Genomic DNA, 22,363 nt, shown 5'->3' on the forward strand with positions numbered 1-22,363 from the left:
CTTGGGCGGCGGGTTCGCCCCGCACCGCCGGCCGTGCCGCGAGGCCGCCGGGGACGGAGCTCGGCCTTTCGGAGGGTGCGATGAGGGTAAGCCGATGACTGCCCCCTCCGGGCTGTCACGTTTCCGGCCGGCCGTGGTCATCGTCGTGCTCCTGGCGGTGGGGGCGGGGCTGTTCGCCGGTTCGTACAGCTTCGCCATGGCACATCCGACACCGCATCACATCCCGATCGGCGTCGTGGACGACTCCCCCCAGCTGCAGAAGTTCGTGGCGGGCATGGACTCGGGTCTGAGCACCGAACTGCTGCAGCGCCGCTTCGCCACGCGGGCGGCCGCCGTCGACGCCGTCGACCGGCAGCATGTGTTCGCCGTGGCGCAGACCAGGGCCGGGGGCGGCGCCGTCTCGTTCGACCTGGTGCCGGCCGCGGGGGCCTCGGTGGCGCGTGTGCTGGCGGCGGCGGCCCCGGTGGCGGCCGCGCAGGCAGGGGTGCGGCTGACCCTCGGCGACCTCAGACCGCTGCAGCCCGGCGACCCGCAGGGGCTCGCGATCTTCTACATCACGCTCGCCGCGGTCATCGTGGGCTTCCTGGGCGCGGTGCAGCTGACCGTGCACGCGTCGGAGCTCAGACCGCTGGAGCGCTTCCTGACGATCGTCGCGTACTCCGCGCTCGGAAGCCTGTCCATCGTCGCGGTGGTGGACTGGGGGCTGCACGTGCTGCGGCTGCCCTTCCTCCAGTCCTGGGCGATCCTGACCCTCACGATGGTGACCTCGGGGCTGGTGTTCACGGCGTTCTACATGCTGTTCGGCAAGTGGGCCATCCTGCCGACCTGGTTGCTCATGGTGCTGCTCGGCAACCCGTCCTCGGGCGGGGCGGTGTCCTGGCTGCTCCTGCCCGAGCCGCTGGGGGCCGTCGGCCGCTGGCTGCCGCCCGGGGCCTCGGTCAACGCCCAGCACAACGCGATCTACTTCGCCGAGAACCAGTACGCCTTCCCGTACCTGGTGCTCTTCGGCTGGGCGGCGGCGGCCGCCGCGGTGGCGTGGACCTGGCGGCGGCGCCGGTACCCGCACATGTGACCCCGTACGGTCGTACCGGACGGCGTCACACCCGTACGGCGGCCGCTCAGCGGCGGTGCCGCTGCGCGGTCACGATGTCCCGCGTCGCACGCTCGGCGGATCCGCTGAGCCGCTGGACGCGGGCGGCGAAGACCGGGAACTGCCCGGCGACGGCGCTGAGCAGGCGCAGCTCGGGCGGGGCCACGTTCACCTCGCCGAGGTTGCGTTCGACGGCCCGGACGACCCCCGCCGTGACCTGTCGGGGCGTCACGGTACGCGCCCCGGCGGGCGCCTTGGCACCCGTGTCGGCGAACATGCCCGCGTCCCGGACGAATCCGGGCTGGACCAAGGACACCCCGACACCGGTCCCGTGCAGGTCCTCGCGGAAGCCGTGGGCGAAGCCGCGGAGGCCGAACTTGGTCGCGCTGTACAGGGAGGTGGACCGCGAGGCGGCCTTGCCGGACAGTGAGCCGATGAGGACGATGTGGCCCCGCCCGGCCCCGACCATGGCCGGCGCCAGCAGCCGCGCGAGCAGAACCGGTGCCCGCAGGTTCACCATCAGGGCGCGGTCGAGCTGGTCGGGGGAGTAGTCCAGCAGCTCGCCGCTGCTCGGCAGGGCGGCGTTGGCCACGAGGACGTCGACGCCGGCGCACTCGGCGGCCAGCCGCTCCACGTCGGCGCGATCCGCGAGGTCGGCGGGGACGGCCCTCGCGTCCAGGCTCTTGGCCAAGGGTTCGAGGACGTCGGCGCGGCGCCCGCTGAGGGTCAACCGCGCGCCCCTGGCGGCGAGTTCGCGCGCCATGTCCTGGCCGAGCCCACCCGTGGCACCGGTGAGCAGAACAGTTGCACCGGCGATGCGCATCCGTCTAACCTCCCGTCTCGTTCGTTCGAACGAACAATAGGGAGAGGGGGCGGCCGTGTCCACTGCCCGTACCGAGGGGCTTGCGGCGCAGGCCCGGGCGTTGCGTGAAGGCGATGTCACCGCGGCGGAGCTGGTGCGCGTGACGCTCGGCCGCATCGACGCCACCCAGCCGACCGTCAACGCCTTCCGCCGCGTGCGTGCCGAGGCCGCCCTGGCGGAGGCCGAGGAGGCCGACCGGCGGCTGGAGCGCGGCGAGCGGCTGCCGCTGCTGGGCGTCCCCGTCGCGATCAAGGACGACACGGACCTGGCGGGCGAACCGACCGCGTTCGGTTGCGCCGGGGCCTTCCCGGCCAAGTCCGAGGACGGCGAGGCGGTACGGCGGCTGCGCGCGGCCGGTGCGATCGTCGTCGGCAAGACCAACACCTGTGAGCTGGGGCAGTGGCCGTTCACCGAGGGCCCCGCCTTCGGTGCCACCCGCAACCCGTGGGACCTGGGGCACACTCCCGGGGGTTCCTCCGGCGGCGCCGCGGCAGCGGTGGCCGCCGGGGTGGTGGCCGCGGCGCTGGGCTCGGACGGGGCGGGTTCGGTCCGCATCCCCGCGGCGTGGACGCGTCTGGTGGGCATCAAGCCGCAGCGTGGCCGGGTCTCCACCTGGCCCGACGCCGAGTCCTTCCACGGCCTGACCGTCAACGGCCCGCTCGCCCGCACCGTTGGCGACGCGGCGCTGCTGCTGGATGCCGCCGCCGGACAGCACCCGGGCGACCTCCACCGGCCCCCGGGCATCGCCGCCGTCGAGGCGGCCGGACGCGAACCGGGCCGGCTGCGGATCGCAGTGTCCTGGCGGCCCCCGTTCGTCGCCGCCCGTGCCCCGCTCCACCCGTCCGTGCACCGCGCGCTCGGGGACCTGGCCGACGCCCTCGCCCGGCTGGGCCACGAGGTGGAGGAGGCCGAGCCGCGCTACGGCCTGATCGGACTGAGCTTCCTGCCCCGCGCGTTCGCCGGCATCAGCCAGTGGAGCGACCGCGTCCCGGACCGCACGCTCCTCGACCCCCGCACCCTGACCGCCTCCCGGAACGGGCGCCTGCTCGCCGGGGCCGCCCTGCGCCGCGCCCGCCGCGCGGAGGGCGGCCAGCACCGCCGGATCGGCGAGATCTTCTCCCGCTTCGACGTGCTCCTCACCCCCGCCACCGCCACCCCGCCCCCGGCCGTGGGCGCCATGACCGAGCTGTCCGGGCGGCGCACCGACCAGGCGGTGATCGCGGCCTGCCCGTACGCCTGGCCCTGGAACGTGCTCGGCTGGCCCGGCATCAGCGTCCCGGCGGGCTTCGGCGACGGCCTGCCGGTGGGCGCCCAGCTCCTCGGGCCGGCCCACAGCGAGCCCCTGCTGATCTCGCTCGCCGCACAGCTGGAGAGCGATCAGCGCTGGTACGAGCAGCGCGCCCCCGCCGCGGTGACACAATGACAGGCATGCCCAACCCCGCCGGCACCCGCCAGAACATCATCAGTGCCGTCCTGCGGATCATCGGTCAGGACGGTGTCGCCGCGGTCACCAACCGGCGCATCGCCCAGGAGGCCGGGGTGTCCCTCGGCTCGGTGACCTACCACTTCGCCACGCAGCACGACCTGCTGCGGGAGAGCCTGCTGCACTTCGTGGAGGAGGAGACCGGCCGCTTCACCGAACTGGCCGCCCGGGGGCAGGAGGAGGGCATCGACCTCAAGGGTGCCGCCGCGCTGGTGGGGCAGGTCGCCGAGGGGACGGGCTTCGACAGCACCCACCTCGCGCCCTTCGAGCTGTACGTCCAGGCCGGCCGCGACCCCGCGCTGCGGGACGCCGCGGCGGAGTGCTTCGCCGCCTACGACCGGCTCGCCGCGTCCGTGCTGACCGCCCTCGGCGTGCCGGACGCCGAGGAGGCCGCCTCGACGGTCGTGGCCCTGGTGTTCGGGATGCAGCTGCGCCGCCTGGCCACCGGCAGCTCGGCCGAGAGCCTGGTCGACGCGCTGCTCCTGCTGGCACGGGGCGCCTCGGGCGCCCGCTGACCCGGGCCCGCCGGACTACGCGCGCGCCTGCCCGGCCGCCGCGGCGGCGAGCTTCGTGACCTCGTCCGCGGCCCGCTTGGCGCGTCCGGAGACCTTCCAGGCGACCATGCGCATCGCCACGGCCGGCGACGGGGGGAAGACGCCGAGCTGGCCCAGCATCGTGACGTCGTCACGCAGCGCCTCGTGCCGGACGACCTTGCCGTCGCGGAGGTCGAGCAGGTGCACCTGCTCGAAGTCGACCTCGCGCCCCGTGGGAGGGATCGCCTGGTCGAGGACGCCGTCCCGGAAGCGCACGAACGGACCGGTGTGCCGTCCCTGCATGCGCAGCCGGATCCAGACCTGATCGTCGTTGCGCGCGATGCCCAGCACGGGGAAGCGCAGGTCGCTGAAGGCCGAGCGGAGCCACGCGCCAGAGGCCAGCGTTCCCGCCGGGCCGGGTGTCGAACAGGCCGCGGGCGAGACGGCCGCCTCCCGGTTGTGGTTGTCGGCGCCCACGACCTCGGCGGCCAGCGCCGCGTCGCCCGTCTCCAGGATCCGGAAGAGCCCTTCGGCCAGGTCCTTGGCGTCCATCGCCATCGTTCCCACCTTTCGCCCGCCCGTCCTGCGGGCCGGTCTCACCGGATGCGCGAGCCGCGCATCCGATATTGAGGTTATAGAGGACCGATTGGATAGGTCAAAGCGGCACTGATAGTAGGATGACGGCATGGTCACCAAGCGCGCATACGTCTCCCCGCTCCGTGAACAGGCCGCGGCGCGGACGCGTGCGGTGATCCTCGAACAGGCGGAGCAGCTCTTCGCCGAACGCGGCTACGGGCGGGTGACCGTCGCGGACATCGCGGCGGCGGCCGGGGTCGCGTCGAAGACGGTCTTCGCGAGCGTCGGCAGCAAATCGGAGGTCCTGGACCGGATCGTCGACAAGGCCGTCGTGGGGTCCGGTTACGAGGGGGCCGTCGCGCGCATCCTGGCCGTACGGACGCCCGAGGGCGTCCTCCGGGCGCTCGCCGACGGCACCCGGGCGGGCAACGAGAGCCAGTTCAAGGCGCACGAGGCGATTCAGAAGGCGTTGCCCGTGCACGAGAACGGCGAGGCGCTGTGGGAAAGGGCGACGGCGGACTACCGGGAGGCGCTGCGCGCGGTCGCCCGGCATTTCCTGGCGGTGAGCGCACCCGCCCCGCGCTACTCGCCGGAGGAGACCGCCGACCTGCTCTGGTTCTGGTTCGGCCCGACCGGCTGGCGCACGCTCGTGGTGGAGAACGGCTGGTCGTGGGACCGGGCCGAGGAGGTCCTGTACCGCACGGCGATGGACGCCCTCGTGTGAAACCGCGGCTTCCCGAGCGTGGAGGAATGCGGGGGAAATCGCGTGATGATGTGTCACAAACCCGGTCCGGGTGTCACTCGTTAAGGCGATCCGTGGATTGACGGGCGTTCACCGGGGAATGCGTTCTGGCGAAAGGGAGTGATTCTTCATGGATTTGAAGATTCGCAGGCTCGTTTTCGGTGCGGGAATGCTGGGAGTCGTGCTGGGCACCGTGGTCGGGGTGCTCTCGGCGGGCACGGTCTACAGCGTCGCCGTCGGCGCGTTGCTGTGCGCGACGGCCGGTGTCGTCGCGGTCCTCTACTGGGGCGAGCACGGAGGCGCCCGGCGCCGCCGTGCCCGGTGGGCCCAGCGGCCGGAGCAGATCCCGCACCCGCGGCGGTTCGGGCGGCTCGACGGCCCCGACGCCTTCCGCTACTGACCCGACGGGGCGCGGCGCCCGGGACCGGAACCGGGACGCGGGAGCGCCGGCTTCCCGGGCGCCCCCATACAACGCCCGAAGCGGGGAAGGCGGGCATCCGACGCCACAGTGGAGGTGCCCATGTCGCCCGTGTCCCACCGTGTCCACGACCCCCGCCACCCGTCCGACGCCCTCGCCCGCAGTCGGCGAACGTCCCCGCCGCACGCGGAGGATCTGCGATGATCGCCGCATTGGTGCTCGGGCTGCCGGTGTTCCTGCTCGGGCTGATGCTCGTCCTGTCCGCAGTGGAGGACCGGATCGTGAGTCCTCCCCCCACCCAGCCGTCGGCAGGCCCCAACGCGCCCGGCACGCACGCGCCGTAGGGCGACCGCCCACCACGGCCCCCCGGCGGTCCGGCGGCGGAGGAGGCACGTTGCCCGAAGCCGGCGCAACCACCGATACCGAAGCAACCCCCGATGCCGGGCCAGGCGGCCTCATCGTCTTCCTCAACGGGACGTCCAGTTCGGGGAAGTCGAGCATCGCCAGGGAACTGCTGCTCACCCTGGACGGGACCTACTTCCACATGCCGGTGGACGCGTTCCACGCCATGCGGTCCCGTCGCGAGGTCGGCCCGGAGGAATTGCCGGGCGTACTGCGGCGCACCTGGCGGGGATTCCACCGCGCGGTCGCCGGCATGGCCGCCGGGGGCAACAACGTGGTGGTCGACCACGTCCTCAGCGAGCCCTGGCGCCTGCGGGACTGCCTCGGGCTGTTCCCCCCGAGGGACGTCGTCCTGGTGGGGGTGCACTGCTCGCCCGGGGAACTCCGGCGGCGCGAACGCGATCGCGGGGACCGCCCCGAAGGCCTGGCGGCCCGTCAGTCCGGACTCGTCCACGCCCACGGCCTCTACGACGTCGAGTGCGACACGACCGAGGCCTCCGCGGCGGAGTGTGCCCGCCGCATCCGTGACTTCCTGCCCCGCAGGCCGTTTCCGACCGCGTTCGAGCGACTGGCGGCCGTCACCCGGTGAGTTCCTGGGTGCCGAGCACGGTGAGCAGCGCCAGGCGGTCGGCGTCCTCGGTGCCGGGTTCTGCGGTGTAGACCATGATGCGCAGGTCGCTGCCCGTCACGGTGAGCACGTCGCAGTCGAGGGTCAGCGGGCCCACGCGCGGGTGGTCGAACGTCTTGCGGGCCGCCTCGTGGCGGCCGACCGCGCCGGCGTCCCACAGCTCGGCGAAGCGGTCGCTGTTCGCGCGGAGGTCGGAGACGAGCCGGCGCACCTGCGGGTCGGCCGGGTAGCGGTCGGCGGCCGCGCGGAGGTCGGCGACGAGCGCCGACTCGAAGGCGGCCAGGTACTCCGGGGTGCGCCGGATCCGCTCGCCCCCGCCGACGAAGTGGTTCCAGACCCCGTTGCGCTGGTTGCCGCGCCACCCGGACGGATCGCCCATGAGCGCCGCGTACGGGGGATTGGCCACCAGCAGCGTCCAGGACGCGTCGTAGACGGCGACCGGGGTGCCGGTCAGCCGGTCGAGCAGACGCTGGACGCTGGGCGTGATGTAGGCGGGGACGGTGTCCGGTCCCGGGGGCGCCAGACCGGCCAGCTGGAACAGGTGCCCGCGCTCGTCCGGGGACAGCCGCAGCGCCCTGGCCAGGGCTTCCACGACCTGCGCCGACGGATGGGAGGCCCGGCCCTGTTCGAGCCGGGTGACGTAGTCGACGGAGATCCCCGCCAGCTGGGCCAGTTCCTCCCGGCGCAGTCCCGGGGCACGCCGGTGCCCGCCGACCGGCAGCCCGGCGGCCTCGGGGGCCACCCGCTCCCGCCACCGCCGCACCGCTCTGCCGAATTCCGTCGCCGCCATGCCCCCAGTGTGCTGCGCGGGCCGCGTGGCTGCCTGGTACCCGCAGTCCCAGGAGGTCCGGCGACGGTGGTACGGGGCCGGCCCGGGGCGACCGCCGACATTTGACTCAGTCCAAACTGAGATTTACGTTGGGATGCACGAGGGAACGGAGTCCGGGTCCGCTGGGACGTGCGTCATCCCGGGAGCCGTCCTCTCGCCCCGGCGGTGCGGCCGGCGCCGACAGTTGGCCCCGGCGCCCGGACGCGCCGCCGGACTCAGGCGGTGACCATGCGCGACAGACGGTGCAGGCTGTCGTCCAAGGCCTGGTCCACGACGTCCTCCGGCGGCGCGATGCTCTCGTCGGAGAACGACAGGTGGATGGTCACCTCGCTGGTCCGCTCGTCGGTCCGGTCCACCTGCAGCCAGCCCGCGTAGCGGTCGTCCTCGCTGGTACCCCACTCCAGCCGTTTGTGCGCGCGGTCGGCCCGGAAGAGCGCGGCCGCGTCCCGTCCGGTGTCGTCGTCGTGCACGGTGACGGCGGGCGGTTCGGCGGCGTGGACGTGCAGCTCGTCGGGGAGCCAGGACTCGATGCGGCCGAGGTCCTCCGCCCGGTCGAAGACGCGGTCCGCGGAGGCCGTCATGTTCATGGAGCGCTCGAACTCGCTCACGGCGATCCCACCTCCTCAGGGGGAGACTTCAAGTGTCCCTTCGCCGCGACGAGGCAGCCACCGGGCCCCCTTCCGCCCTTCCGGAGCGGCGGGCCGCCCGGCAGCGCCCACAATGGACTCCACCGGCGTCCGGAACGCCGGTCACCACCGTCGTCTGACCCTGGAGCGCAGCCGATGCCCGGCAAGATCACGCTGTCCACCTGGCCCACCCCCGTCGAGCCCATGCCGCGCCTGGCCGCCACCCTCGGCCTGGGCGCGGACGACCTGTGGATCAAGCGGGACGACCTCACCGGGCTGGGCGGCGGCGGCAACAAGGTCCGCAAGCTGGAGTGGACGGTCGGCGAGGCGCTCGACGCGGGCGCGGACACCCTGGTGACGGTCGGCGCGGCGCAGAGCAACCACGCCCGCCTCACCGCCGCGGCCGGCGCGCGCCTCGGGCTCGACGTCGTCCTCGTCTTCCCCGGCAAGGAACCCGAAGCCGGGTCCGGCACCGGCAACCTCGTGCTCGACGGCCTCTTCGGCGCCAGGGTCGTCTGGGCCGGCGACGCCGAGCCCGCCGACCTCGCGGGCGTCGCCGAGGAGGTGTGCGGGCAACTGCGCCGCGAGGGCGCACTGCCCCACCTCATCCCCTTCGGCGGATCCAGCCCGACCGGTGCCCGCGGGTACGTCGAGGCCGGTGAGGAGCTCCACGCCCAACTGCCGGACGTCGCCCACGTGGTGGTCGCACTCGGCTCCGGCGGCACCATGGCCGGTCTCGTCGCCGCACTGGGTGAGGAACGGGTCCTGGGCGTCCACTGCGGCGCCGTGACCGGACCCGCCGCCATCGTGGCGGACCTGGTGGGGGAGGTCGCCCACCGTGCCGTCGCCCCGGACTCGCTGCGCATCCGCACCGACCAGGTCGGCGCCGGCTACGCGACGCTCCACGAACCGGTCCTGGAGGCGATGCGTACGGCGGCGGCCACCGAGGGCATCGCCCTGGACCCCACCTACACCGGCCGCGCCATGGCCGGTCTGGCCGCGGCGGTGCGCGACGGCGACATCCGCCGCGGGCGGCGCACCGTCTTCCTGCACACCGGCGGCCTGCCCGGGCTGTTCGGGCACGCCGAGGCCGTGCGCCGCTCGGTCGCCGCGCTGCGGCCGTACGAACGGGGCTGACGGGCCGGGAGGTTCACGCCGCGTCGCGCAGGACGGCGTCGACGAAGCGACCGCGCGGTTCCGGGTTGCCGGTGAACCACAGGGCGAGCCGGTGCTCCGCGTCCGGGTAGGTGAGCCGGGTGAAGCGCGCGCGGGAGCCCCCGAGCGCGGTGGCGACGGCCTCGGTGACGGCGGGCGGGATCACCGTGTCGGCGGCCGGGGTCGCCAGGACCGCCCGGCAGGACAGGGAGCGGAAGACGTCGAGGGCGGGCGAGTTCCGCCAGCTCTCGGGGCTCCGGATGATCTCGGTGAAGCCCGCCCCGAAGGGCACGGTCCACGCGTCGGCCGCGTACACGGCAGGAGCGCACAGGCCGACGGACGCCACCCGTGCGCCGTAGTGCCGCGCCAGGTCGGCGACGGTCTGCCCGCTCATGCTGAAGCCGATCACGGCCAGGCGGTGCCGGGCCGGGACATGTCCGTCGATGACGGCCCGGGCCTGGAGGAACCGCCGCCTCAGGCTGGAGTCCGCGAGCAGGCCGGTGCTGTCGCCGTGCCCCGAGAAGTCGAAGGCGAGCGCGTGGTGACCCCGGGCGGCGACGTCGCCGAGCAGGCCGGTGAGCCGCTGCCTGTCGCTGGTTCCCGCGCCGTGCAGGACGACGGCCGTCAGCGCCCCGGCCGCTCCCCGGTCGTCCGTGACCGGGCGCGCCGCCGTGCAACTGAGGGTCTCCCCGTCGCAGTCCACGGTGAACGACTCGATCGTGGCGGGGTTCCCGCCGGTGCGTTCGGTGCCGGTCATGCCGCCGAGACCTCCTGGTGCGCCGGTGCGGTACGCGCGGGCGGCCGCAGGATGCCGGCCGCCGCGGCCGCGACGGCACAGCATGCCACGGGCAGCAGGAAGGTGATGTTGAGCGGCATCAGATGGGTCAGCGGCCCGATGACCGCCGGCCCGGCGAGCATGCCGAGGTAGCCGAGCCCGGCGACGCGGGAGACGTTGGCGCCCGCGGAGGCGGGGTCGGCGTGGCCCGCCGCGCTGAACAACTGGGGCACGCAGCCGGACAGTCCGGCGCCGAACACGGCCCAGCCGGCCACCGCCAGGGGCACCCAGGGTGAGAGGGCCGCCGTGAGGAGCCCGGCCGCGGCCACCGCGGCGCCGCCCCGCAGGACGGCCAGGGGGCAGAGCCGCGTGGCCACGCGGTCCACGACGAACCGGCCGGCCGTCATGGCGGTGGAGAAGGCCCCGTAGGCGAGCGCGGCGGTGGCGGCCGGCGCGTCCAGCACGGTGCTCAGGTGGAGCGTGCTCCAGTCGTTGGCCACCCCTTCGCACATCATGATCATCAACGCGAGTACGGCGAGTGCCCAGATGCGCCGTGGCGTCCGCCGGCGGACCGGAGCCTTCGCATTCTCCGTACCAGGGGCGTGGGTTACGGGCCGCAGCAGGGCGGGTGCCGCCGCGACCGCGACGACGACGCCCAGCGCCGCGACGACCCCGAGCGTCCACGCCGGGCTCCAGCCGCTGCTGAGCGTGCGCGCGCCCGCGAGCGCGGCCAGGACGCCGCCGATGGAGAAGGTGGCGTGGAAGGCCGACATGACGGGCCGTCCGTAGCCGTGCTCGACCTGGACGGCGTGGGCGTTCATGCTGACGTCCAGGCTGCCGTTGCCGATGCCGAGCAGCAGGAGGGCGGCCCCCAGGGTCCAGGCGTCGCCGGCCAGGCCCGGCAGGACGACGGTGGCGCTGCACAGCGCCGCGCTGACGGGTACGACCGTACGGGCACCGAGGCGGTCGGTGAGCGGGCCGACGATCTGCATGCCCGCGAAGGCCCCCGCGCCGAGCAGCAGCAGGAGCCAGCCGAGCGTGGCATGGCCGATCCCCGTGCGGCGCTCGATCTCCGGGATGTGCACGATCCACATTCCCAGCACGAAGCCGTTCAGCACGAAGTAGGCGAAGGTGGCCATCCGGGCGGCCCGGGGTGCTGTGTTCACACTTCGAACATAGCGAACATCGATTACTTTCGAAACCTTGCCTTTTGAACATGCCTGTTGTTCAATGCGGTCATGGCTGGTACCGACCGACTCAGGCAGATCACCGAGGCCGTGCAGGAGGCGGGGCGCGTCGGCGTCGCCGAACTGGCCGTCCTCACCGGCGCCTCGGAGATGACCGTCCGTCGCGACCTGGAGGTGCTGGCCGCCCAGGGTGTCCTGGAGCGCTACCGGGGCGGCGCGCGGAGCCTGCTGCTGCGCGGTGAGGAACCGCCCTTCGGGCTCCGGTCCCAGGAGGGGCAGGAGGGCAAGCGGCGCATCGCGGCCGAGGTCGCCGGGCTGATCTCCGACGGCGAGGCTGTCGTCCTGGACAGCGGTACGACCTGCCTGGAGGTGGCCCGGGCGCTCGAAGGGCGCCGGCTGACGGTGATGCCCCTGTCGCTGCACTCGGTGAACGCCCTGACCGGCGCCCCGTCCCTGACCCTGCTCGTCCCGGGCGGCCGGCCGCGGCCCGGCGAACTGGCGCTCACCGGCCCGCTGACCGAGGCGTCGCTGGCCGCGCTGCGCTTCGACACCGCGGTGATCGGCTGCTGCGGTCTCAACGCCGCCAACGGCCTCACGGCCTACGACCTGGACGACGCCGCCGTGAAGCGGGCCGCCATCGGCTCCGCCCGCCGCGTCATCGCGGTGACGGAGGGGGCCAAGCTCTCCCGTACCGCCCTCGCATTCGTCGCCCCGGCCGGCGCGTTGCACGCCGTCGTCACGGACGACTCCGCGCCGCAAGAGGCGGTCGGCGCACTGACCGCGGCGGGTGTCATGGTCCGGCAGGTCTGACCACGCGTCCGTCGTCCGACGTCGTCAAGGTGTTCTGTCCGCACGGAATGTGACGGTTGGTCAGACGTGGGCGAGGCGGTCGCGCAGCATCCAGGCGTGCTTCTCGACGGACTGCAGCGTGGTGTTGACCAGGTCCCCGGTGGCCGGGTCCTCGGCGCCCGTGGCGCTGGACGCCGCGCGCAACACGCATCCGACGGTGTTGAGGCGGCCGAGGACGAGGGTCGCGGCGCGGATGTCCTCGATGCGACCCGCGGGGAACTCGGGGAGCGTCGTGGTCCGTGCCACGGTGTCGCTTCGGCCGTCGGGGGCGGCGCCGACGGCGCGCATCCGCTCGGCGATCTCGTCCGCCGCTTCACGGGCGGTCGCGGCGATCTCGTCCAGTTCCAGGTGCAGGCTGCGGAAGCCGCGGCCGACGAGGTTCCAGTGCGCCTGCTTGGTCTGTGCGTGCACTTCCAGCAGGTCGACGAGGACGTCCTGGAGGGTGGCGGCCAGCGGTGCGGAGGCGGTGAACGGGGCGGCGTCGAAAGCGCGGCGCCGGTTGGTGGGGGAGGCGTGCAGGGTCGTGGTCACGATGGACTCCGTTCCCATGGGCGGGCGGTGTGCGGTGCGTGCCGCGAGGTCCGCGTCCGGCCGGCGAGGTGGGAGGGGTGCGATGGGGCCGGTGGCGGTCTTCGTCCTGGTGCGGTTCCCACACTACGCCTAGATTGGACCCGGTCAAATCTAGATGCCGGTGGCGGCCTTCTGGCAGTCGGCGCACAGGCCCCACCAGGTGATCTCGGCCTCGTCGATGACGAAGCCCTTGTCCTCCACGGGGTCCAGGCAGGGGGCCGCGCCGACCGTGCAGTCGACGTCCTCGACCCGTCCGCAGTTGCGGCAGACCAGGTGGTGGTGGTTGTCGCCGACGCGCAGCTCGTAGCGCGCGGCGGAACCGGCGGGCTCGATGCAGCGGATCAACTGCACCCTGGTGAGGTCGTCGAGCACGTTGTAGAGGCCCTGCTTGGACAGTCCGCCAGCGCCCGGGGAGCCGACGCCGATCCTCGCCTCGAGCTCGGAGGCGGTGGAGTGGGGGTGGCCCTGCAGGGCGCTGAGGAGGGCGCGGCGCTGTGCCGTACTGCGCAGCCCCTTGCTCTTGAGCAGGTCGCCCACTGACTGCTCCATGGCGGCGTCACGCTCCTTCGCGCACGAGATTGGACACAGTCAATTTTAGTGCACGTGCCGACGTGGCCGTGCTCACTCGGCGGTCTCGGCCGTGTGGCAGGTGGCGCAGACGACGCGGCGCGCGGGCAGGCGGCTGGTCGCCCGGCCGAGCCCGCGGGGCTGGTGGACGGGGAGGCGGACGACGCGGGAGTGGTCCGCGCAGGTGAACAGGCCGCAACGGGTGCAGACGCCGATGCCTTCGCTGTTGTGGCGCGCTTCCTGGGCGCAGTCGTAGCACTTCACGCGAGTTCGCTCCGTGGGGTGGGGGAGGGGCGCGGCTCTCGTCGCCCGCCCCTCGAACGTAAAGGCGAGAATTGACCGAGTCAAATCTCGGGCCGTACGTGTTCCGCCGTGCGGAAGGACTCAGACCTCCGGGCGGCGGTAGGTGCCGTACCACTGCGACCCGGCCAGGTCGCGGGCCACGGCCTCGTCCCGGGCCGGGTCGCCGATCGCCACCTGACGTGCGATGACCTGCTCACCGCCCCAGGCCAGCACCTGCGCCGCGGCCGTCGCGTCCACCCCCCGGTGGAGGCGGCCGGCCTCCTGCTCCTCCTCGATCAGCCGGGTCATGTGCCGGGTGAACCGGTCGATCTCCCGCGCCCTGGCCTCGCGCATCTCGGCGTCATAGGCCGCCACTTCGGCGATGGCGGCGAGCAGGGGACCGCGCTCGCGGTAGTAGCGCAGCTGCTCCGCGTAGATCGCCGCCAGGCCGTCGGGGCCGCCGTCCGGCCCGGTCGGACGCCAGTCGCCGCCGATCCGGAACAGCTCCTCCTTCATGTGGGCGGTCAGCCGGATGAGCAGGTCGGTCTTGTCCCGGAAGCACAGGTAGAAGGTCGACCGGGCCACGCCCGCCTCCGCGGCGATCCGCTGGACGCCGAGCTCGGTGAAGGTGGCGCCGGCCTGGAGGAGCCGCTCGGTGGCGGCGAGGACCGCCGCCTCGGAGTCCGCGCGGCGCCTGGTCTGGCGGGTCGGGCGGGTGATCGATGCCATGTGTGCTGCTCCCTGGTTGACCGGACGCCCATTCTCTCCGTCCCCTAGGTCACCGTACTGTCTCGGACACTGTGTCCGACACTATGTCGTGCATACTGTCCGATGTGCCCCGTGAACGGTGCACCGCTGTCCGGTCCGCGAGGCAGTGACACGCAAAGGCAAGGCAGACGACGACATGCGCTACACGCGACTTGGCAACACCGGCCTCCTGGTGTCCCGGCTCGGCCTGGGCACCATGTCCTTCGGCGGAGGCGACCACGACTTCTGGAAGGTGCTCGGGGGCCTCGGCGACACCGAGTCCGGCAAGATGCTGGACGCCGTGCTCGACGCCGGCGTGAACCTGATCGACACCGCGAACATCTACTCCGACGGGGAGTCGGAGGAGGTTCTCGGCCGGATACTCGGCGGACGGCGCGACGACGTCGTCCTCGCCACCAAGGTCTACGGCCGGATGGGCGCCGGCCCCAACGACATGGGCCTGTCGCGCCTGCACGTCATGCGCCAGCTGGAGGACAGCCTGCGGCGGCTGGGCACGGACCGGATCGACCTCTACCAGATCCACAGCTTCGACCCGCTGACGCCGCTGGAGGAGACCCTCCGCACGCTCGACGACGCGGTCCGCCAGGGCAAGGTGCGCTACATCGGCGCCTCCAACCTCGCGGCCTGGCAGCTGATGAAGGCGCTGGGCGTCTCGGCCCTGCACGACCTGGAGCGCTTCGCCTCCCTGCAGGCCTACTACTCCCTCGTCGGCCGGGACATCGAGCGGGAGATCCTCCCCGCCGTGCGTGACCAGGGGCTCGGCCTGCTGGTCTACAGCCCCCTCGCGGGCGGTTTCCTGAGCGGCAAGTTCCGCCGGGGAGCGGAGCGCGACCTGTCGACGCGCTGGGGCAAGGGCTCGAACCCGCCGGTCGACGAGGCACGCGGACACGACGTGGTCGACCGCCTCGACAAGATCGCCGGGCGGCACGGCGCGACGGTCGCGCAGGTGGCCCTGGCCTGGGTGATGCAGCAGCCCGGGGTGAGCAGCGTGCTGGTCGGCGCGAGCCGCATGGACCAGCTGCAGGGCAACCTCGCCGCGGCCGGGCTCACGCTCACCGAGGACGACCTCGCCGCGCTCGACGAGGTCAGCCGGCTCGCCCCGGAGTACATCGAGCGCGTGCACTCCGGGCCGGGAGCCCAGCGGGACCTGGACGGCTGACCCCGCCGTGACGGGAAGGGCGCGGCCCGGCCGTCACGAACGGCGGGCCGCGCCCCTTCGGTCACGGTCGTGGCTCACCGGCGCGGGCCGGGGCGGACCGGGTGCTTGCTCAGGATGGAGACCCGGTTGAAGGAGTTGATGGTGATCGCCACCCAGATCAGGGCCGAGAGCTCGTCGTCGCCGAACACCTCGCGCGCGGCCTGGTAGGCCTCTTCCTGAGCGGCGGCGTCGGTGGGGTCCGTGGTCACCTCGGCCACCGCGAGCGCGGCGCGCTCGCGTGCGGTGAACAGCTCGGTGTCGCGCCAGGCCGGCAGCACGGTCAGCCGCTGCGGGGTCTCGCCCGCGCTGAGGGCGGTCCGGGTGTGCCGGTCGAGGCAGAAGGCGCAGCCGTTCAGCTGCGACACGCGGATGTTCACCAGCTCCACGAGGTCGTGTTCGAGCCCGGCCTCGGTGGCCACCGCGCGTACGGTCTCGGCGGCCGCCAGCATCGCCTTGTAGGCCCGAGGGCTCTGCTTGTCGATGAAGATCCGCCTGCTCGGCCGAACCGCCGTGGTGTCGCTCACCAGTACTCCTTCGCCGGGCCGTCTCCGGCCGCTGTGGGATGCGCCGTCGTCCTTCGGGGGCATCGCCGTATCATCAACTCCATGATTGTTGAAATTCGAAGCAGTCGTTGTGTGAGAAGCGCGACATGAGCGGGACCCAGCCCGAGGGCACCGTGGAGATCCTGTCCGCCCGTGACGTCCCGCTCGGCGGGCCCCGCGCGATGACGGTGCGGCGCACCCTTCCGCAGCGGAACCGCTCGCTCATCGGCGCCTGGTGCTTCGCCGACCACTACGGGCCGGACGACGTCTCCGACACCGGAGGCATGGACGTCGCGCCCCACCCGCACACCGGGCTGCAGACCGTGAGCTGGCTCTTCAGCGGCGAGATCGAGCACCGCGACAGCCTCGGGACGCACGCCTACGTACGGCCCGGCGAACTCAACCTCATGACCGGCGGCCACGGCATCAGCCACTCGGAGGTCTCCACCGAGCGCACCACGGTCCTGCACGGCGTCCAGCTGTGGGTCGTGCTCCCCGAGCGGCACCGTGACACCGCCCCCGCCTTCCAGCACCACGTCCCGGAGCCCGTGGCGCTCGCCGGCGGTGTGGCACGGGTGTTCCTGGGGTCCCTGGCCGGCGACACCTCGCCGGTGCCGACCTTCACCCCGCTGCTCGGCGCCGAACTCGCGCTCGATCCCGGTGCGACCGTCACCCTGGCGATCGATCCGGCCTACGAGCACGGCCTGCTCGTCGACGCCGGCGACGTGGAGATGGCCGGCACCCGGCTGAGCCCGGCCGAACTCGGCTACCTGGCGCCCGGCGGCGACACCCTGACCCTGACCAACCACGCCGACGCGCCCGCCCGGGCGGTGCTGCTCGGGGGGCCTCCCCTCGGCGAGCGGATCATCATGTGGTGGAACTTCATCGGCCGCACGCAGGAGGACATCGAACAGGCCCGCTCCGACTGGATGACGGGTACCCGGTTCGGTGAGGTCAAGGGCTACGACGGCGACGCGCTGCCCGCGCCCGAACTGCCGCGGGTGCCCCTGAAGTCGCGGGGGAACACGCACTGACCGGCGCGGTCCGGCGGCGGCCACCCGGGTCCGCCGCCGGACCGGTCGGCGTCGCTCAGACCTGGACCGACTCCGGAGCCTCGACCGGGGCGGGCCCGCCGGCGGGCCGCCCCGGCCTGCCGCGGCCCACGAACGCGTACGCCGCGCCCACCAGCAGTCCGCCGCCGAGGAGGTTGCCGAGGCCCACCAGCAGCAGGTTGCGCGCGAAGGCGGCGGCCGTGGCGTCCGGCACGTGCTCCAGCATCCCGAGCGAGTAGTACGTCATGTTGGCCACGACGTGCTCGAAGCCGGAGCCGACGAACGCCAGCAGGGCCCAGAAGATCAGCGCGATCTTGGCGCCGTCCGAACGGGTCCGCGCGGCCATCCAGACGCCCAGGCAGACCAGGAAGTTGCAGAGCACACCGCGGAAGAACAGCGCCCCGCCGGACTCCGCCGCCTTCGTCTTGAGCAGGGTGGAGAGCAGGGCGAGGGCCGGCGCTGTGTGCCCGGGAGCGGCGCCCGCGGTGATGACCCCGCTGCCGTGCACCAGCAGCGCGAACAGGGCGGACCCGATGAGGTTGCCCACGAACGAACCGACGACCAGGGCCATCGCGTTGGCGCCGCTGATGCTGCGGACGACGACGCCCTGGACCGTCGTCATCATGTTGCCGGTGGTGAGTTCGGCACCGGCGAAGACCACCAGGGTGAGCGCCACGCCGAACAGCAGGCCCTGGACGAGTTTCGTGGACGGCGACCCCGCGGCCGCCAGTGGTCCGGTGACCGTGAGCAGCAGCACCGCCGCGACCCCGACGAACGCCCCGGCCAGCAGGGAGCTGACCAGGTAGCGGCCCGGGCTGCGGAGGCCGGCGACCTTCTCGGCGGCCGTCCGCCCCTGCTCGTCGAGGGTCTGGGACACGGGGATCGGCATGGTGTCACCTCTTCACTGATGTACCGGAATGTCCGTCCTGGTTTTCCCGATGCTAGGTCCGTCGAGGCGTCGTGAAGGAAAAGGAGTTGCACGTCACAAGGGAAATGACGCGCTATGTCATCGGCGTGCAATCCGTAATGCAAGGCCGGGTCAACGGAAATTCGGCCATGGGTAAAGTCGCGCTGCGTGGCGGGTGGAGCCGCAGGAAGAAGCCGATCACCGGTTCGCCGCGGCGGGGGTTTCCGAATGTGGTCCGACCTTGCTCTGCCTGATGCGTGGCACCGGAAATCATCGCCCGGGTGTCATCGCCGGCGGAATGCGGGCCTTTCCTGTCGTGGCGGCCGTGGCCGGGTGCCACCAAGGCCGCGCCGGCGACGGACGATCGTCCGTATAATGGCCGCCGAGAGGATGCCCGTGCGGTCGGGAGCCGGTGAAGGGGAACGGACGCAGGCGCGACGCCGTCTGCGGGCGGTCCGCCCTGCGGTCACCGGTGGGCGGGGCATCGCGGTCGTGGACGCGGGAGGCATCGGATGGCAGGGCGCGGAAGCAGTCCGGACTTCGTGGAGGCGCTGGCCCGCGGGCTGGACGTGCTCGGCTGCTTCGACGCCCGGCACCGCCGGCGGACGCTGAGCGAGATCGCCGCCGCGACGGGGCTGGCGCGGCCGACGGCGCGCCGACTGCTGCTGACGCTGGAGGAGCTCGGCTACGTCCGCGCCGACCAGGGCGCGTTCACCCTCACGCCGCGCGTGCTGCGCCTGGGCATGTCCTACGTGGGCTCGCTCGGCCTGTGGGACGTGGCCCGCCCCCACATGGAGGTGCTGGTCACGCGGACCGGGGAGTCGTCCTCGATGGCGCAGCTGGACGGCTCCGACATCGTCTACGTGGCCCGCGTCTCCGTACCGAAGATCATCGCGCTGCGGGTGGACATCGGCACCCGGTTCCCCGCCCCGCAGACCTCCCAGGGCAAGGTGCTGCTGGCCGCCCTGGGCCCGCAGGAGCTGGAGGCCGTCCTGGCCGAGCCCAGCCGCTCCGGGCTGCCGGAGTCCCCGCGGCGGACGCCCGAGGAGTTCGCCGCGGAGCTGCGCACCGTCCGGGCCCGCGGCTGGGCGCTGGCCGACGAGGAACTCGCACCCGGCGTACGGTCGGTCGCCGTGCCCGTACGGGACGGCGACGGGGTGGTCCGGGCGGCGATGAACGTCACCGTGCACGCCGCCGAGACCAGTGTGGACGTGCTCACCGGCACGTACCTGCCCCTGCTGCTGCGCGCGGCCGGGGACGTCTCGGCGGACTGGGCGCTGTGGCAGAGCCGGCCGCACGGCGAGGTGCGCCCCGCCGCCGGCTGACGCCCTGCCCGGAACAGGGCACCGCGCCGTGGCGGCGGCGGCGACGCACCGCACCTGCGGCCGACGCCGCGTCAGCGGGGCTGCAGCACGAAGTCGTACTCGGCGAGCAGGTACGGCACGTCGACGGCCGTTCCGTCGGGGGCGGGTCCCGCCGGTTGTTCGGTGAACCGGACCACCAGCGCTTCCTTCGTGCCGAAGACGACGTCGCTGTCCAGGTACTCGCTGCCCTCCTGGAACAGATGGGTGATCAGCTTCTCGTACCCCGGCTCGTCGACGAGGAAGTGGACGTGCGCGGGGCGGAAGTGGCTGATGTCGGTGGTGCTGATCAGGTCGCCGACCGGGCCGTCCATCGGGATGGCGTAGCCACGCGGCGCGATGGTGCGGACGCAGTAGGTGCCGTCCTCGCGGGCCCGGTACTTCGCACGCAGCCGCGCCTCGTCGACCTCGGGGAGCTGCGCCTCGTAGGCGCCGTCGGCGTCCGCCTGCCACACGTCGAGGACGGCCCCGGGCACGGGCTTGCCGTCCAGGTCGGTGACCTTGCCGGTGATGAACAACGGCGTCCCGGGGATGCCGTCGGACATGTCGAAGCCGTACGGGGCGGCGGGGGACCCGTCGATGTGGAAGGGGCCGAGGACGGTGGCGGGGGTGGCCCGCGGCGCGAACCTGTTGTTCAGCTGCACCACGAGCGTGCTCAGCCCGAACACGTCGGAGGCGAGGATCAGTTCCTGACGTTTGTCGTCGCTGATCCGGCCCGCCTCGGTCAGCCACTGGATCGCGGCCATCCACTCGTCCTCGGTGAGTTCCACCTCGCGCGCGAACGCGTGGAGGTGGCGGACCAGCGCGGACAGGAGCTCGGCCTGGCGCGGGGTGTGCGCGGTCGCCCAGCGCCGGGCCGCCAGTTCGGTGAGGTTGTCCTCGTTGACAAACACGGTCACTCCTTGGTGTTCCCTGCGGATTCGGTGTCCGGCCGGGGCGGGACGGGCCGGTTGTTGAGGTCGACGGAGAGGAAGATGTCGTTCGCGACCGGATCGCGCATCTCCTCGGCGAGCTGGCCGATGAGCCCGGCGGTGCGCGCGAGCAGGGCGAAGCCGCGCAGCAGCGGCAGCGGCAGCCCGAGGTCGGCGAGTGCGGCTCCGCACACGCCGGCGCCGTTGAGCGGCAGGGCCTTGCCGAGGACCTCGGGGTGCACGCGGCCGATGGCCGCGAACAGTGACAGGTGCGGGCCGAACAGGCCCTCCTCGGCGGCGATGGCCATCAGCCGGGGCGTGCGCGGGTCACCGTCCTTGTGCACGTGGTGGCCGAGGCCCGGGACGAAGCGACCGGCCGCCCGCTGCTCGCGCACCAGGCGCAGCGCCAGTTCGTCCCAGCCGGAGTCGTCGTGGGGCGGTTCGCCGTGTGCGGCGAGGGCCTCGTGCAGGAACGTCCCGGTGTCCTCGGTGACGCCGAGGAAGCGCGAGCCCCCGCCGAGCAGACCCGCGGCGAGCGCGCCCTGGACGGAGTCCGGCGCGGACAGGTACGTCAGCCGGGTGACGATGGCCGTGGGCGTGAAGCCGTGGTCGGCCAGGGCCGCGAGCACGGCTTCGAAGACGCGGGTCTCGCCGCGGCTCGGACGGCGCTGCGTCGCCAGCCAGAAGGCGAGTTCGCCGAAGCCGACGCTGCCCATGATGTCCTCGGCGAGGTCATGGCCGAGCAGGGTGATGCTCTTGCGGTCCGAGGCGCCCAGCGCGGTGGGGTAGCCGCCGGACGCGGACGGGTCAGTCACGGGTGTCCTCCGGGTCCTGGGCCAGCCACGCACGCAGTTCGGCGCCGTGCTCGTCGAGTTCGGGCGGCGGCAGCCGGTACACGGCGGGAGTGGCGGAGAAGGTGACCGGGTGGCGGGTGGTGGGCACCGCGCGGTCGCCCTCGCCGACGGTGACGACCGGGTCCAGCCCGAACCGCTCGGCCATGGCGAAGCCGCCGTCGATGGTGTTGATCGGCCCGCTCGGCACCCCGGCCTCGACCAGCAGCTCGAACCACTCGTTCGCGCCGCGCTTGACCAGTTGCTCCACGAGCAGCGGCCGCAGCTCCTCCCGGTTCGCGGTGCGGTCGGCGTTCCGCGCGAAGCGCGGGTCGTCGGGGACCCCGGGGATGCCGAGGACCTCGCACAGCTTGCGGAACTGGCCGTCGTTGGCGGCGGTCACGATCAGGTCGTTGTCGGCCGTGGGGAAGGGCTCGTAGGGGAACACGCTCGGGTGCGCGTTGCCCATCCGGTACGGGACCTCACCCCCTGCCACGTAGGCCGAGCTGTGGTTGACCAGTCCGGTCAGCGCCGACGACAGCAGGTTGACCTCGACGTGCTGGCCCTCGCCGGTGGCGTCGCGGTGGCGCAGCGCGGCGAGGATGCCGATGGCCGCGTGGTTGCCCGCCATGACGTCGAAGACCGAGATCCCGGCCCGGTAGGGCGGGCCGTCGGGCTCCCCGGTGAGGCTCATCAGCCCCGAGACGGCCTGCACCATCAGGTCGTAGCCGGGCACCTTGCGCCCGGCGCCGGAACCGAAACCGCTGATGGAGGCGTAGACGACGGCCGGGTTCCCGGTCCGCACCGACGCGTAGTCCAGCCCGTACTTGACCAGGCCGCCGGGCCGGAAGTTCTCGATGACGACGTCCGCCCGGCGCGCGAGTTCGCGCGCCGCCTCCAGGTCGGCCCCGTCGTGCAGGTCGAGTGCGATGGAACGCTTCCCGCGATTGATGCCGAGGTAGTAGGTGGACACCTCGCCGCGCACCGGGGGCGTCCAGCTGCGGGTGTCGTCCCCGCGCGGGCCCTCGACCTTGACGACGTCCGCACCGAGGTCCGCCAGCAGCATCGTGGCGTAGGGCCCGGCGAGGATGCGGGAGAAGTCGGCCACCAGCAGCCCGGACAGCGGGCCCGCCGGGCCCGGTCGCGCAGGCGCGGTGCTCTCTGACATCCGGTGTCACCTTTCATCTGACCGCAGGACGGACATCCGTCCGTCACCGTGA

At 73.1% G+C, this 22,363-nt stretch carries 27 protein-coding genes; 12 read left to right on the top strand and 15 right to left on the bottom strand.

All coding sequences use genetic code 11. The features are described 5' to 3' along the window. Positions 1-94: 94 nt before the first annotated feature. Positions 95-1,072, top strand: a complete 978-nt coding sequence (locus tag PV410_RS15025; RefSeq protein WP_500324739.1) for an ABC transporter permease — start codon at positions 95-97, stop codon at positions 1,070-1,072. A gap of 46 nt (positions 1,073-1,118) precedes the next feature. On the opposite strand, the gene PV410_RS15030 is transcribed toward PV410_RS15025, so the two are convergent. Further along, positions 1,119-1,913, bottom strand: a complete 795-nt coding sequence (locus PV410_RS15030; protein ID WP_500324741.1) for an SDR family NAD(P)-dependent oxidoreductase — start codon at positions 1,911-1,913, stop codon at positions 1,119-1,121. Positions 1,914-1,968: 55 nt separating this feature from the next. Here PV410_RS15030 and PV410_RS15035 point away from each other — a divergent pair, with 55 nt between their 5' ends. Together PV410_RS15035 and PV410_RS15040 are read left to right on the top strand one after the other, a co-directional pair. Continuing rightward, positions 1,969-3,375, top strand: coding sequence for an amidase (locus PV410_RS15035; RefSeq protein WP_500324743.1), 1,407 nt, complete (start codon positions 1,969-1,971; stop codon positions 3,373-3,375). Between the two features lie 5 nt (positions 3,376-3,380). Beyond that, the gene (locus PV410_RS15040) at positions 3,381-3,950 is read left to right on the top strand and encodes a TetR/AcrR family transcriptional regulator (RefSeq protein ID WP_500324745.1); all 570 of its coding nucleotides are present in this window, start codon (positions 3,381-3,383) and stop codon (positions 3,948-3,950) included. A gap of 15 nt (positions 3,951-3,965) precedes the next feature. Here the strand turns inward: PV410_RS15040 and PV410_RS15045 are convergent, their stop codons facing one another. Further along, positions 3,966-4,526 (bottom strand): ester cyclase, encoded by a 561-nt coding sequence (locus tag PV410_RS15045; RefSeq protein ID WP_500324747.1) that lies wholly within the window; start codon positions 4,524-4,526, stop codon positions 3,966-3,968. A gap of 127 nt (positions 4,527-4,653) precedes the next feature. Here PV410_RS15045 and PV410_RS15050 point away from each other — a divergent pair, with 127 nt between their 5' ends. From PV410_RS15050 to PV410_RS15065, 4 genes are all read left to right on the top strand, one after another. Next, positions 4,654-5,268, top strand: coding sequence for a TetR/AcrR family transcriptional regulator (locus PV410_RS15050; protein ID WP_500324749.1), 615 nt, complete (start codon positions 4,654-4,656; stop codon positions 5,266-5,268). A 148-nt stretch (positions 5,269-5,416) separates the two neighbouring features. Beyond that, positions 5,417-5,686: a hypothetical protein gene (locus PV410_RS15055; RefSeq protein ID WP_500324751.1), complete on the top strand. Its 270-nt coding sequence runs from the start codon at positions 5,417-5,419 to the stop codon at positions 5,684-5,686. A 218-nt stretch (positions 5,687-5,904) separates the two neighbouring features. Next, positions 5,905-6,048 (top strand): hypothetical protein, encoded by a 144-nt coding sequence (locus tag PV410_RS15060; protein ID WP_500324752.1) that lies wholly within the window; start codon positions 5,905-5,907, stop codon positions 6,046-6,048. A 50-nt stretch (positions 6,049-6,098) separates the two neighbouring features. Next, positions 6,099-6,695: a chloramphenicol phosphotransferase CPT family protein gene (locus tag PV410_RS15065; RefSeq protein ID WP_500324754.1), complete on the top strand. Its 597-nt coding sequence runs from the start codon at positions 6,099-6,101 to the stop codon at positions 6,693-6,695. Here the strand turns inward: PV410_RS15065 and PV410_RS15070 are convergent. Together PV410_RS15070 and PV410_RS15075 are read right to left on the bottom strand one after the other, a co-directional pair. Then, positions 6,685-7,524: a helix-turn-helix transcriptional regulator gene (locus tag PV410_RS15070; RefSeq protein WP_500324756.1), complete on the bottom strand. Its 840-nt coding sequence runs from the start codon at positions 7,522-7,524 to the stop codon at positions 6,685-6,687. The two genes, PV410_RS15065 and PV410_RS15070, sit on opposite strands and share 11 nt — an antisense overlap. Before the next feature lie 254 nt (positions 7,525-7,778). Beyond that, a complete protein-coding gene (locus PV410_RS15075; protein ID WP_500324758.1) occupies positions 7,779-8,171 on the bottom strand; it encodes an SRPBCC family protein in 393 nt (130 codons plus the stop codon). A 174-nt stretch (positions 8,172-8,345) separates the two neighbouring features. Here PV410_RS15075 and PV410_RS15080 point away from each other — a divergent pair, with 174 nt between their 5' ends. Further along, positions 8,346-9,326 (top strand): D-cysteine desulfhydrase family protein, encoded by a 981-nt coding sequence (locus tag PV410_RS15080; protein WP_500324760.1) that lies wholly within the window; start codon positions 8,346-8,348, stop codon positions 9,324-9,326. Between the two features lie 13 nt (positions 9,327-9,339). Here PV410_RS15080 and PV410_RS15085 read toward each other — a convergent pair whose 3' ends face one another. Then, entirely contained in the window at positions 9,340-10,101 is a 762-nt protein-coding gene (locus PV410_RS15085) for an alpha/beta hydrolase (protein ID WP_500324762.1), read from the bottom strand. Further along, on the bottom strand, positions 10,098-11,258 hold the full coding sequence (locus PV410_RS15090) for an MFS transporter (RefSeq protein WP_500324914.1): 1,161 nt from the start codon (positions 11,256-11,258) through the stop codon (positions 10,098-10,100). The genes PV410_RS15085 and PV410_RS15090 overlap by 4 nt, the downstream gene beginning before the upstream one ends. A 99-nt stretch (positions 11,259-11,357) precedes the next feature. Between PV410_RS15090 and PV410_RS15095 the strand changes: the two genes are divergently transcribed. After that, positions 11,358-12,116, top strand: a complete 759-nt coding sequence (locus PV410_RS15095) for a DeoR/GlpR family DNA-binding transcription regulator (protein WP_500324764.1) — start codon at positions 11,358-11,360, stop codon at positions 12,114-12,116. Positions 12,117-12,176: 60 nt separating this feature from the next. Here PV410_RS15095 and PV410_RS15100 read toward each other — a convergent pair whose 3' ends face one another. The 4 genes from PV410_RS15100 to PV410_RS15115 form a co-directional block, all read right to left on the bottom strand. Continuing rightward, positions 12,177-12,686, bottom strand: a complete 510-nt coding sequence (locus PV410_RS15100) for a Dps family protein (protein ID WP_500324765.1) — start codon at positions 12,684-12,686, stop codon at positions 12,177-12,179. 150 nt (positions 12,687-12,836) lie between these two features. Further along, positions 12,837-13,274, bottom strand: coding sequence for a Fur family transcriptional regulator (locus PV410_RS15105; protein WP_500324767.1), 438 nt, complete (start codon positions 13,272-13,274; stop codon positions 12,837-12,839). 72 nt (positions 13,275-13,346) lie between these two features. Continuing rightward, positions 13,347-13,556 (bottom strand): DUF2180 family protein, encoded by a 210-nt coding sequence (locus PV410_RS15110; protein WP_500324768.1) that lies wholly within the window; start codon positions 13,554-13,556, stop codon positions 13,347-13,349. Between the two features lie 120 nt (positions 13,557-13,676). Further along, positions 13,677-14,303, bottom strand: a complete 627-nt coding sequence (locus tag PV410_RS15115; RefSeq protein ID WP_500324770.1) for a TetR/AcrR family transcriptional regulator — start codon at positions 14,301-14,303, stop codon at positions 13,677-13,679. Positions 14,304-14,478: 175 nt separating this feature from the next. Between PV410_RS15115 and PV410_RS15120 the strand changes: the two genes are divergently transcribed. Further along, positions 14,479-15,501, top strand: coding sequence for an aldo/keto reductase (locus PV410_RS15120; RefSeq protein WP_500324772.1), 1,023 nt, complete (start codon positions 14,479-14,481; stop codon positions 15,499-15,501). A gap of 74 nt (positions 15,502-15,575) precedes the next feature. Here the strand turns inward: PV410_RS15120 and PV410_RS15125 are convergent, their stop codons facing one another. After that, the gene (locus PV410_RS15125; protein ID WP_500324774.1) at positions 15,576-16,064 is read right to left on the bottom strand and encodes a carboxymuconolactone decarboxylase family protein; all 489 of its coding nucleotides are present in this window, start codon (positions 16,062-16,064) and stop codon (positions 15,576-15,578) included. A 125-nt stretch (positions 16,065-16,189) separates the two neighbouring features. Here PV410_RS15125 and PV410_RS15130 point away from each other — a divergent pair, with 125 nt between their 5' ends. Further along, positions 16,190-17,116, top strand: a complete 927-nt coding sequence (locus PV410_RS15130; RefSeq protein WP_500324776.1) for a pirin family protein — start codon at positions 16,190-16,192, stop codon at positions 17,114-17,116. Positions 17,117-17,171: 55 nt separating this feature from the next. Here the strand turns inward: PV410_RS15130 and PV410_RS15135 are convergent, their stop codons facing one another. Next, complete coding sequence (locus tag PV410_RS15135; RefSeq protein WP_500324778.1) at positions 17,172-18,023, bottom strand: formate/nitrite transporter family protein; 852 nt, start codon at positions 18,021-18,023, stop codon at positions 17,172-17,174. A gap of 530 nt (positions 18,024-18,553) precedes the next feature. On the opposite strand from PV410_RS15135, the gene PV410_RS15140 reads away from it, so the two are divergent. Beyond that, on the top strand, positions 18,554-19,366 hold the full coding sequence (locus tag PV410_RS15140; RefSeq protein WP_500324780.1) for an IclR family transcriptional regulator domain-containing protein: 813 nt from the start codon (positions 18,554-18,556) through the stop codon (positions 19,364-19,366). Positions 19,367-19,437: 71 nt separating this feature from the next. Here PV410_RS15140 and PV410_RS15145 read toward each other — a convergent pair whose 3' ends face one another. Genes PV410_RS15145 through PV410_RS15155 form a run of 3 tightly spaced genes read right to left on the bottom strand, consistent with a single transcriptional unit; the run spans position 19,438 to position 22,311 of the window. Continuing rightward, a complete protein-coding gene (locus PV410_RS15145) occupies positions 19,438-20,295 on the bottom strand; it encodes a dioxygenase family protein (RefSeq protein WP_500324782.1) in 858 nt (285 codons plus the stop codon). Positions 20,296-20,297: 2 nt separating this feature from the next. Next, positions 20,298-21,128, bottom strand: a complete 831-nt coding sequence (locus PV410_RS15150) for a citryl-CoA lyase (RefSeq protein WP_500324784.1) — start codon at positions 21,126-21,128, stop codon at positions 20,298-20,300. Further along, the gene (locus tag PV410_RS15155; RefSeq protein ID WP_500324786.1) at positions 21,121-22,311 is read right to left on the bottom strand and encodes a CaiB/BaiF CoA transferase family protein; all 1,191 of its coding nucleotides are present in this window, start codon (positions 22,309-22,311) and stop codon (positions 21,121-21,123) included. Before PV410_RS15155 ends, PV410_RS15150 begins: the two co-directional genes overlap by 8 nt. Between the last annotated feature and the right edge of the window lie 52 nt (positions 22,312-22,363).

Source organism: Streptomyces sp. PA03-5A (genome assembly GCF_033792725.1).
Classification (GTDB): Bacteria; Actinomycetota; Actinomycetes; order Streptomycetales; family Streptomycetaceae; genus Actinacidiphila.

Excerpts from the sequence above, each read along its gene's own strand:
- PV410_RS15025 (WP_500324739.1), top strand. The coding sequence starts at position 95 with ATGACTGCCCCCTCCGGGCTGTCACGTTTCCGGCCGGCCGTGGTCATC.
- PV410_RS15030 (WP_500324741.1), bottom strand. The coding sequence starts at position 1,913 with ATGCGCATCGCCGGTGCAACTGTTCTGCTCACCGGTGCCACGGGTGGG.
- PV410_RS15040 (WP_500324745.1), top strand. The coding sequence starts at position 3,381 with ATGCCCAACCCCGCCGGCACCCGCCAGAACATCATCAGTGCCGTCCTG.
- PV410_RS15045 (WP_500324747.1), bottom strand. The coding sequence starts at position 4,526 with ATGGCGATGGACGCCAAGGACCTGGCCGAAGGGCTCTTCCGGATCCTG.
- PV410_RS15050 (WP_500324749.1), top strand. The coding sequence starts at position 4,654 with ATGGTCACCAAGCGCGCATACGTCTCCCCGCTCCGTGAACAGGCCGCG.
- PV410_RS15055 (WP_500324751.1), top strand. The coding sequence starts at position 5,417 with ATGGATTTGAAGATTCGCAGGCTCGTTTTCGGTGCGGGAATGCTGGGA.
- PV410_RS15060 (WP_500324752.1), top strand. The coding sequence starts at position 5,905 with ATGATCGCCGCATTGGTGCTCGGGCTGCCGGTGTTCCTGCTCGGGCTG.
- PV410_RS15070 (WP_500324756.1), bottom strand. The coding sequence starts at position 7,524 with ATGGCGGCGACGGAATTCGGCAGAGCGGTGCGGCGGTGGCGGGAGCGG.
- PV410_RS15080 (WP_500324760.1), top strand. The coding sequence starts at position 8,346 with ATGCCCGGCAAGATCACGCTGTCCACCTGGCCCACCCCCGTCGAGCCC.
- PV410_RS15085 (WP_500324762.1), bottom strand. The coding sequence starts at position 10,101 with ATGACCGGCACCGAACGCACCGGCGGGAACCCCGCCACGATCGAGTCG.
- PV410_RS15090 (WP_500324914.1), bottom strand. The coding sequence starts at position 11,258 with ATGGCCACCTTCGCCTACTTCGTGCTGAACGGCTTCGTGCTGGGAATG.
- PV410_RS15095 (WP_500324764.1), top strand. The coding sequence starts at position 11,358 with ATGGCTGGTACCGACCGACTCAGGCAGATCACCGAGGCCGTGCAGGAG.
- PV410_RS15105 (WP_500324767.1), bottom strand. The coding sequence starts at position 13,274 with ATGGAGCAGTCAGTGGGCGACCTGCTCAAGAGCAAGGGGCTGCGCAGT.
- PV410_RS15115 (WP_500324770.1), bottom strand. The coding sequence starts at position 14,303 with ATGGCATCGATCACCCGCCCGACCCGCCAGACCAGGCGCCGCGCGGAC.
- PV410_RS15120 (WP_500324772.1), top strand. The coding sequence starts at position 14,479 with ATGCGCTACACGCGACTTGGCAACACCGGCCTCCTGGTGTCCCGGCTC.
- PV410_RS15130 (WP_500324776.1), top strand. The coding sequence starts at position 16,190 with ATGAGCGGGACCCAGCCCGAGGGCACCGTGGAGATCCTGTCCGCCCGT.
- PV410_RS15135 (WP_500324778.1), bottom strand. The coding sequence starts at position 18,023 with ATGCCGATCCCCGTGTCCCAGACCCTCGACGAGCAGGGGCGGACGGCC.
- PV410_RS15140 (WP_500324780.1), top strand. The coding sequence starts at position 18,554 with ATGGCAGGGCGCGGAAGCAGTCCGGACTTCGTGGAGGCGCTGGCCCGC.
- PV410_RS15155 (WP_500324786.1), bottom strand. The coding sequence starts at position 22,311 with ATGTCAGAGAGCACCGCGCCTGCGCGACCGGGCCCGGCGGGCCCGCTG.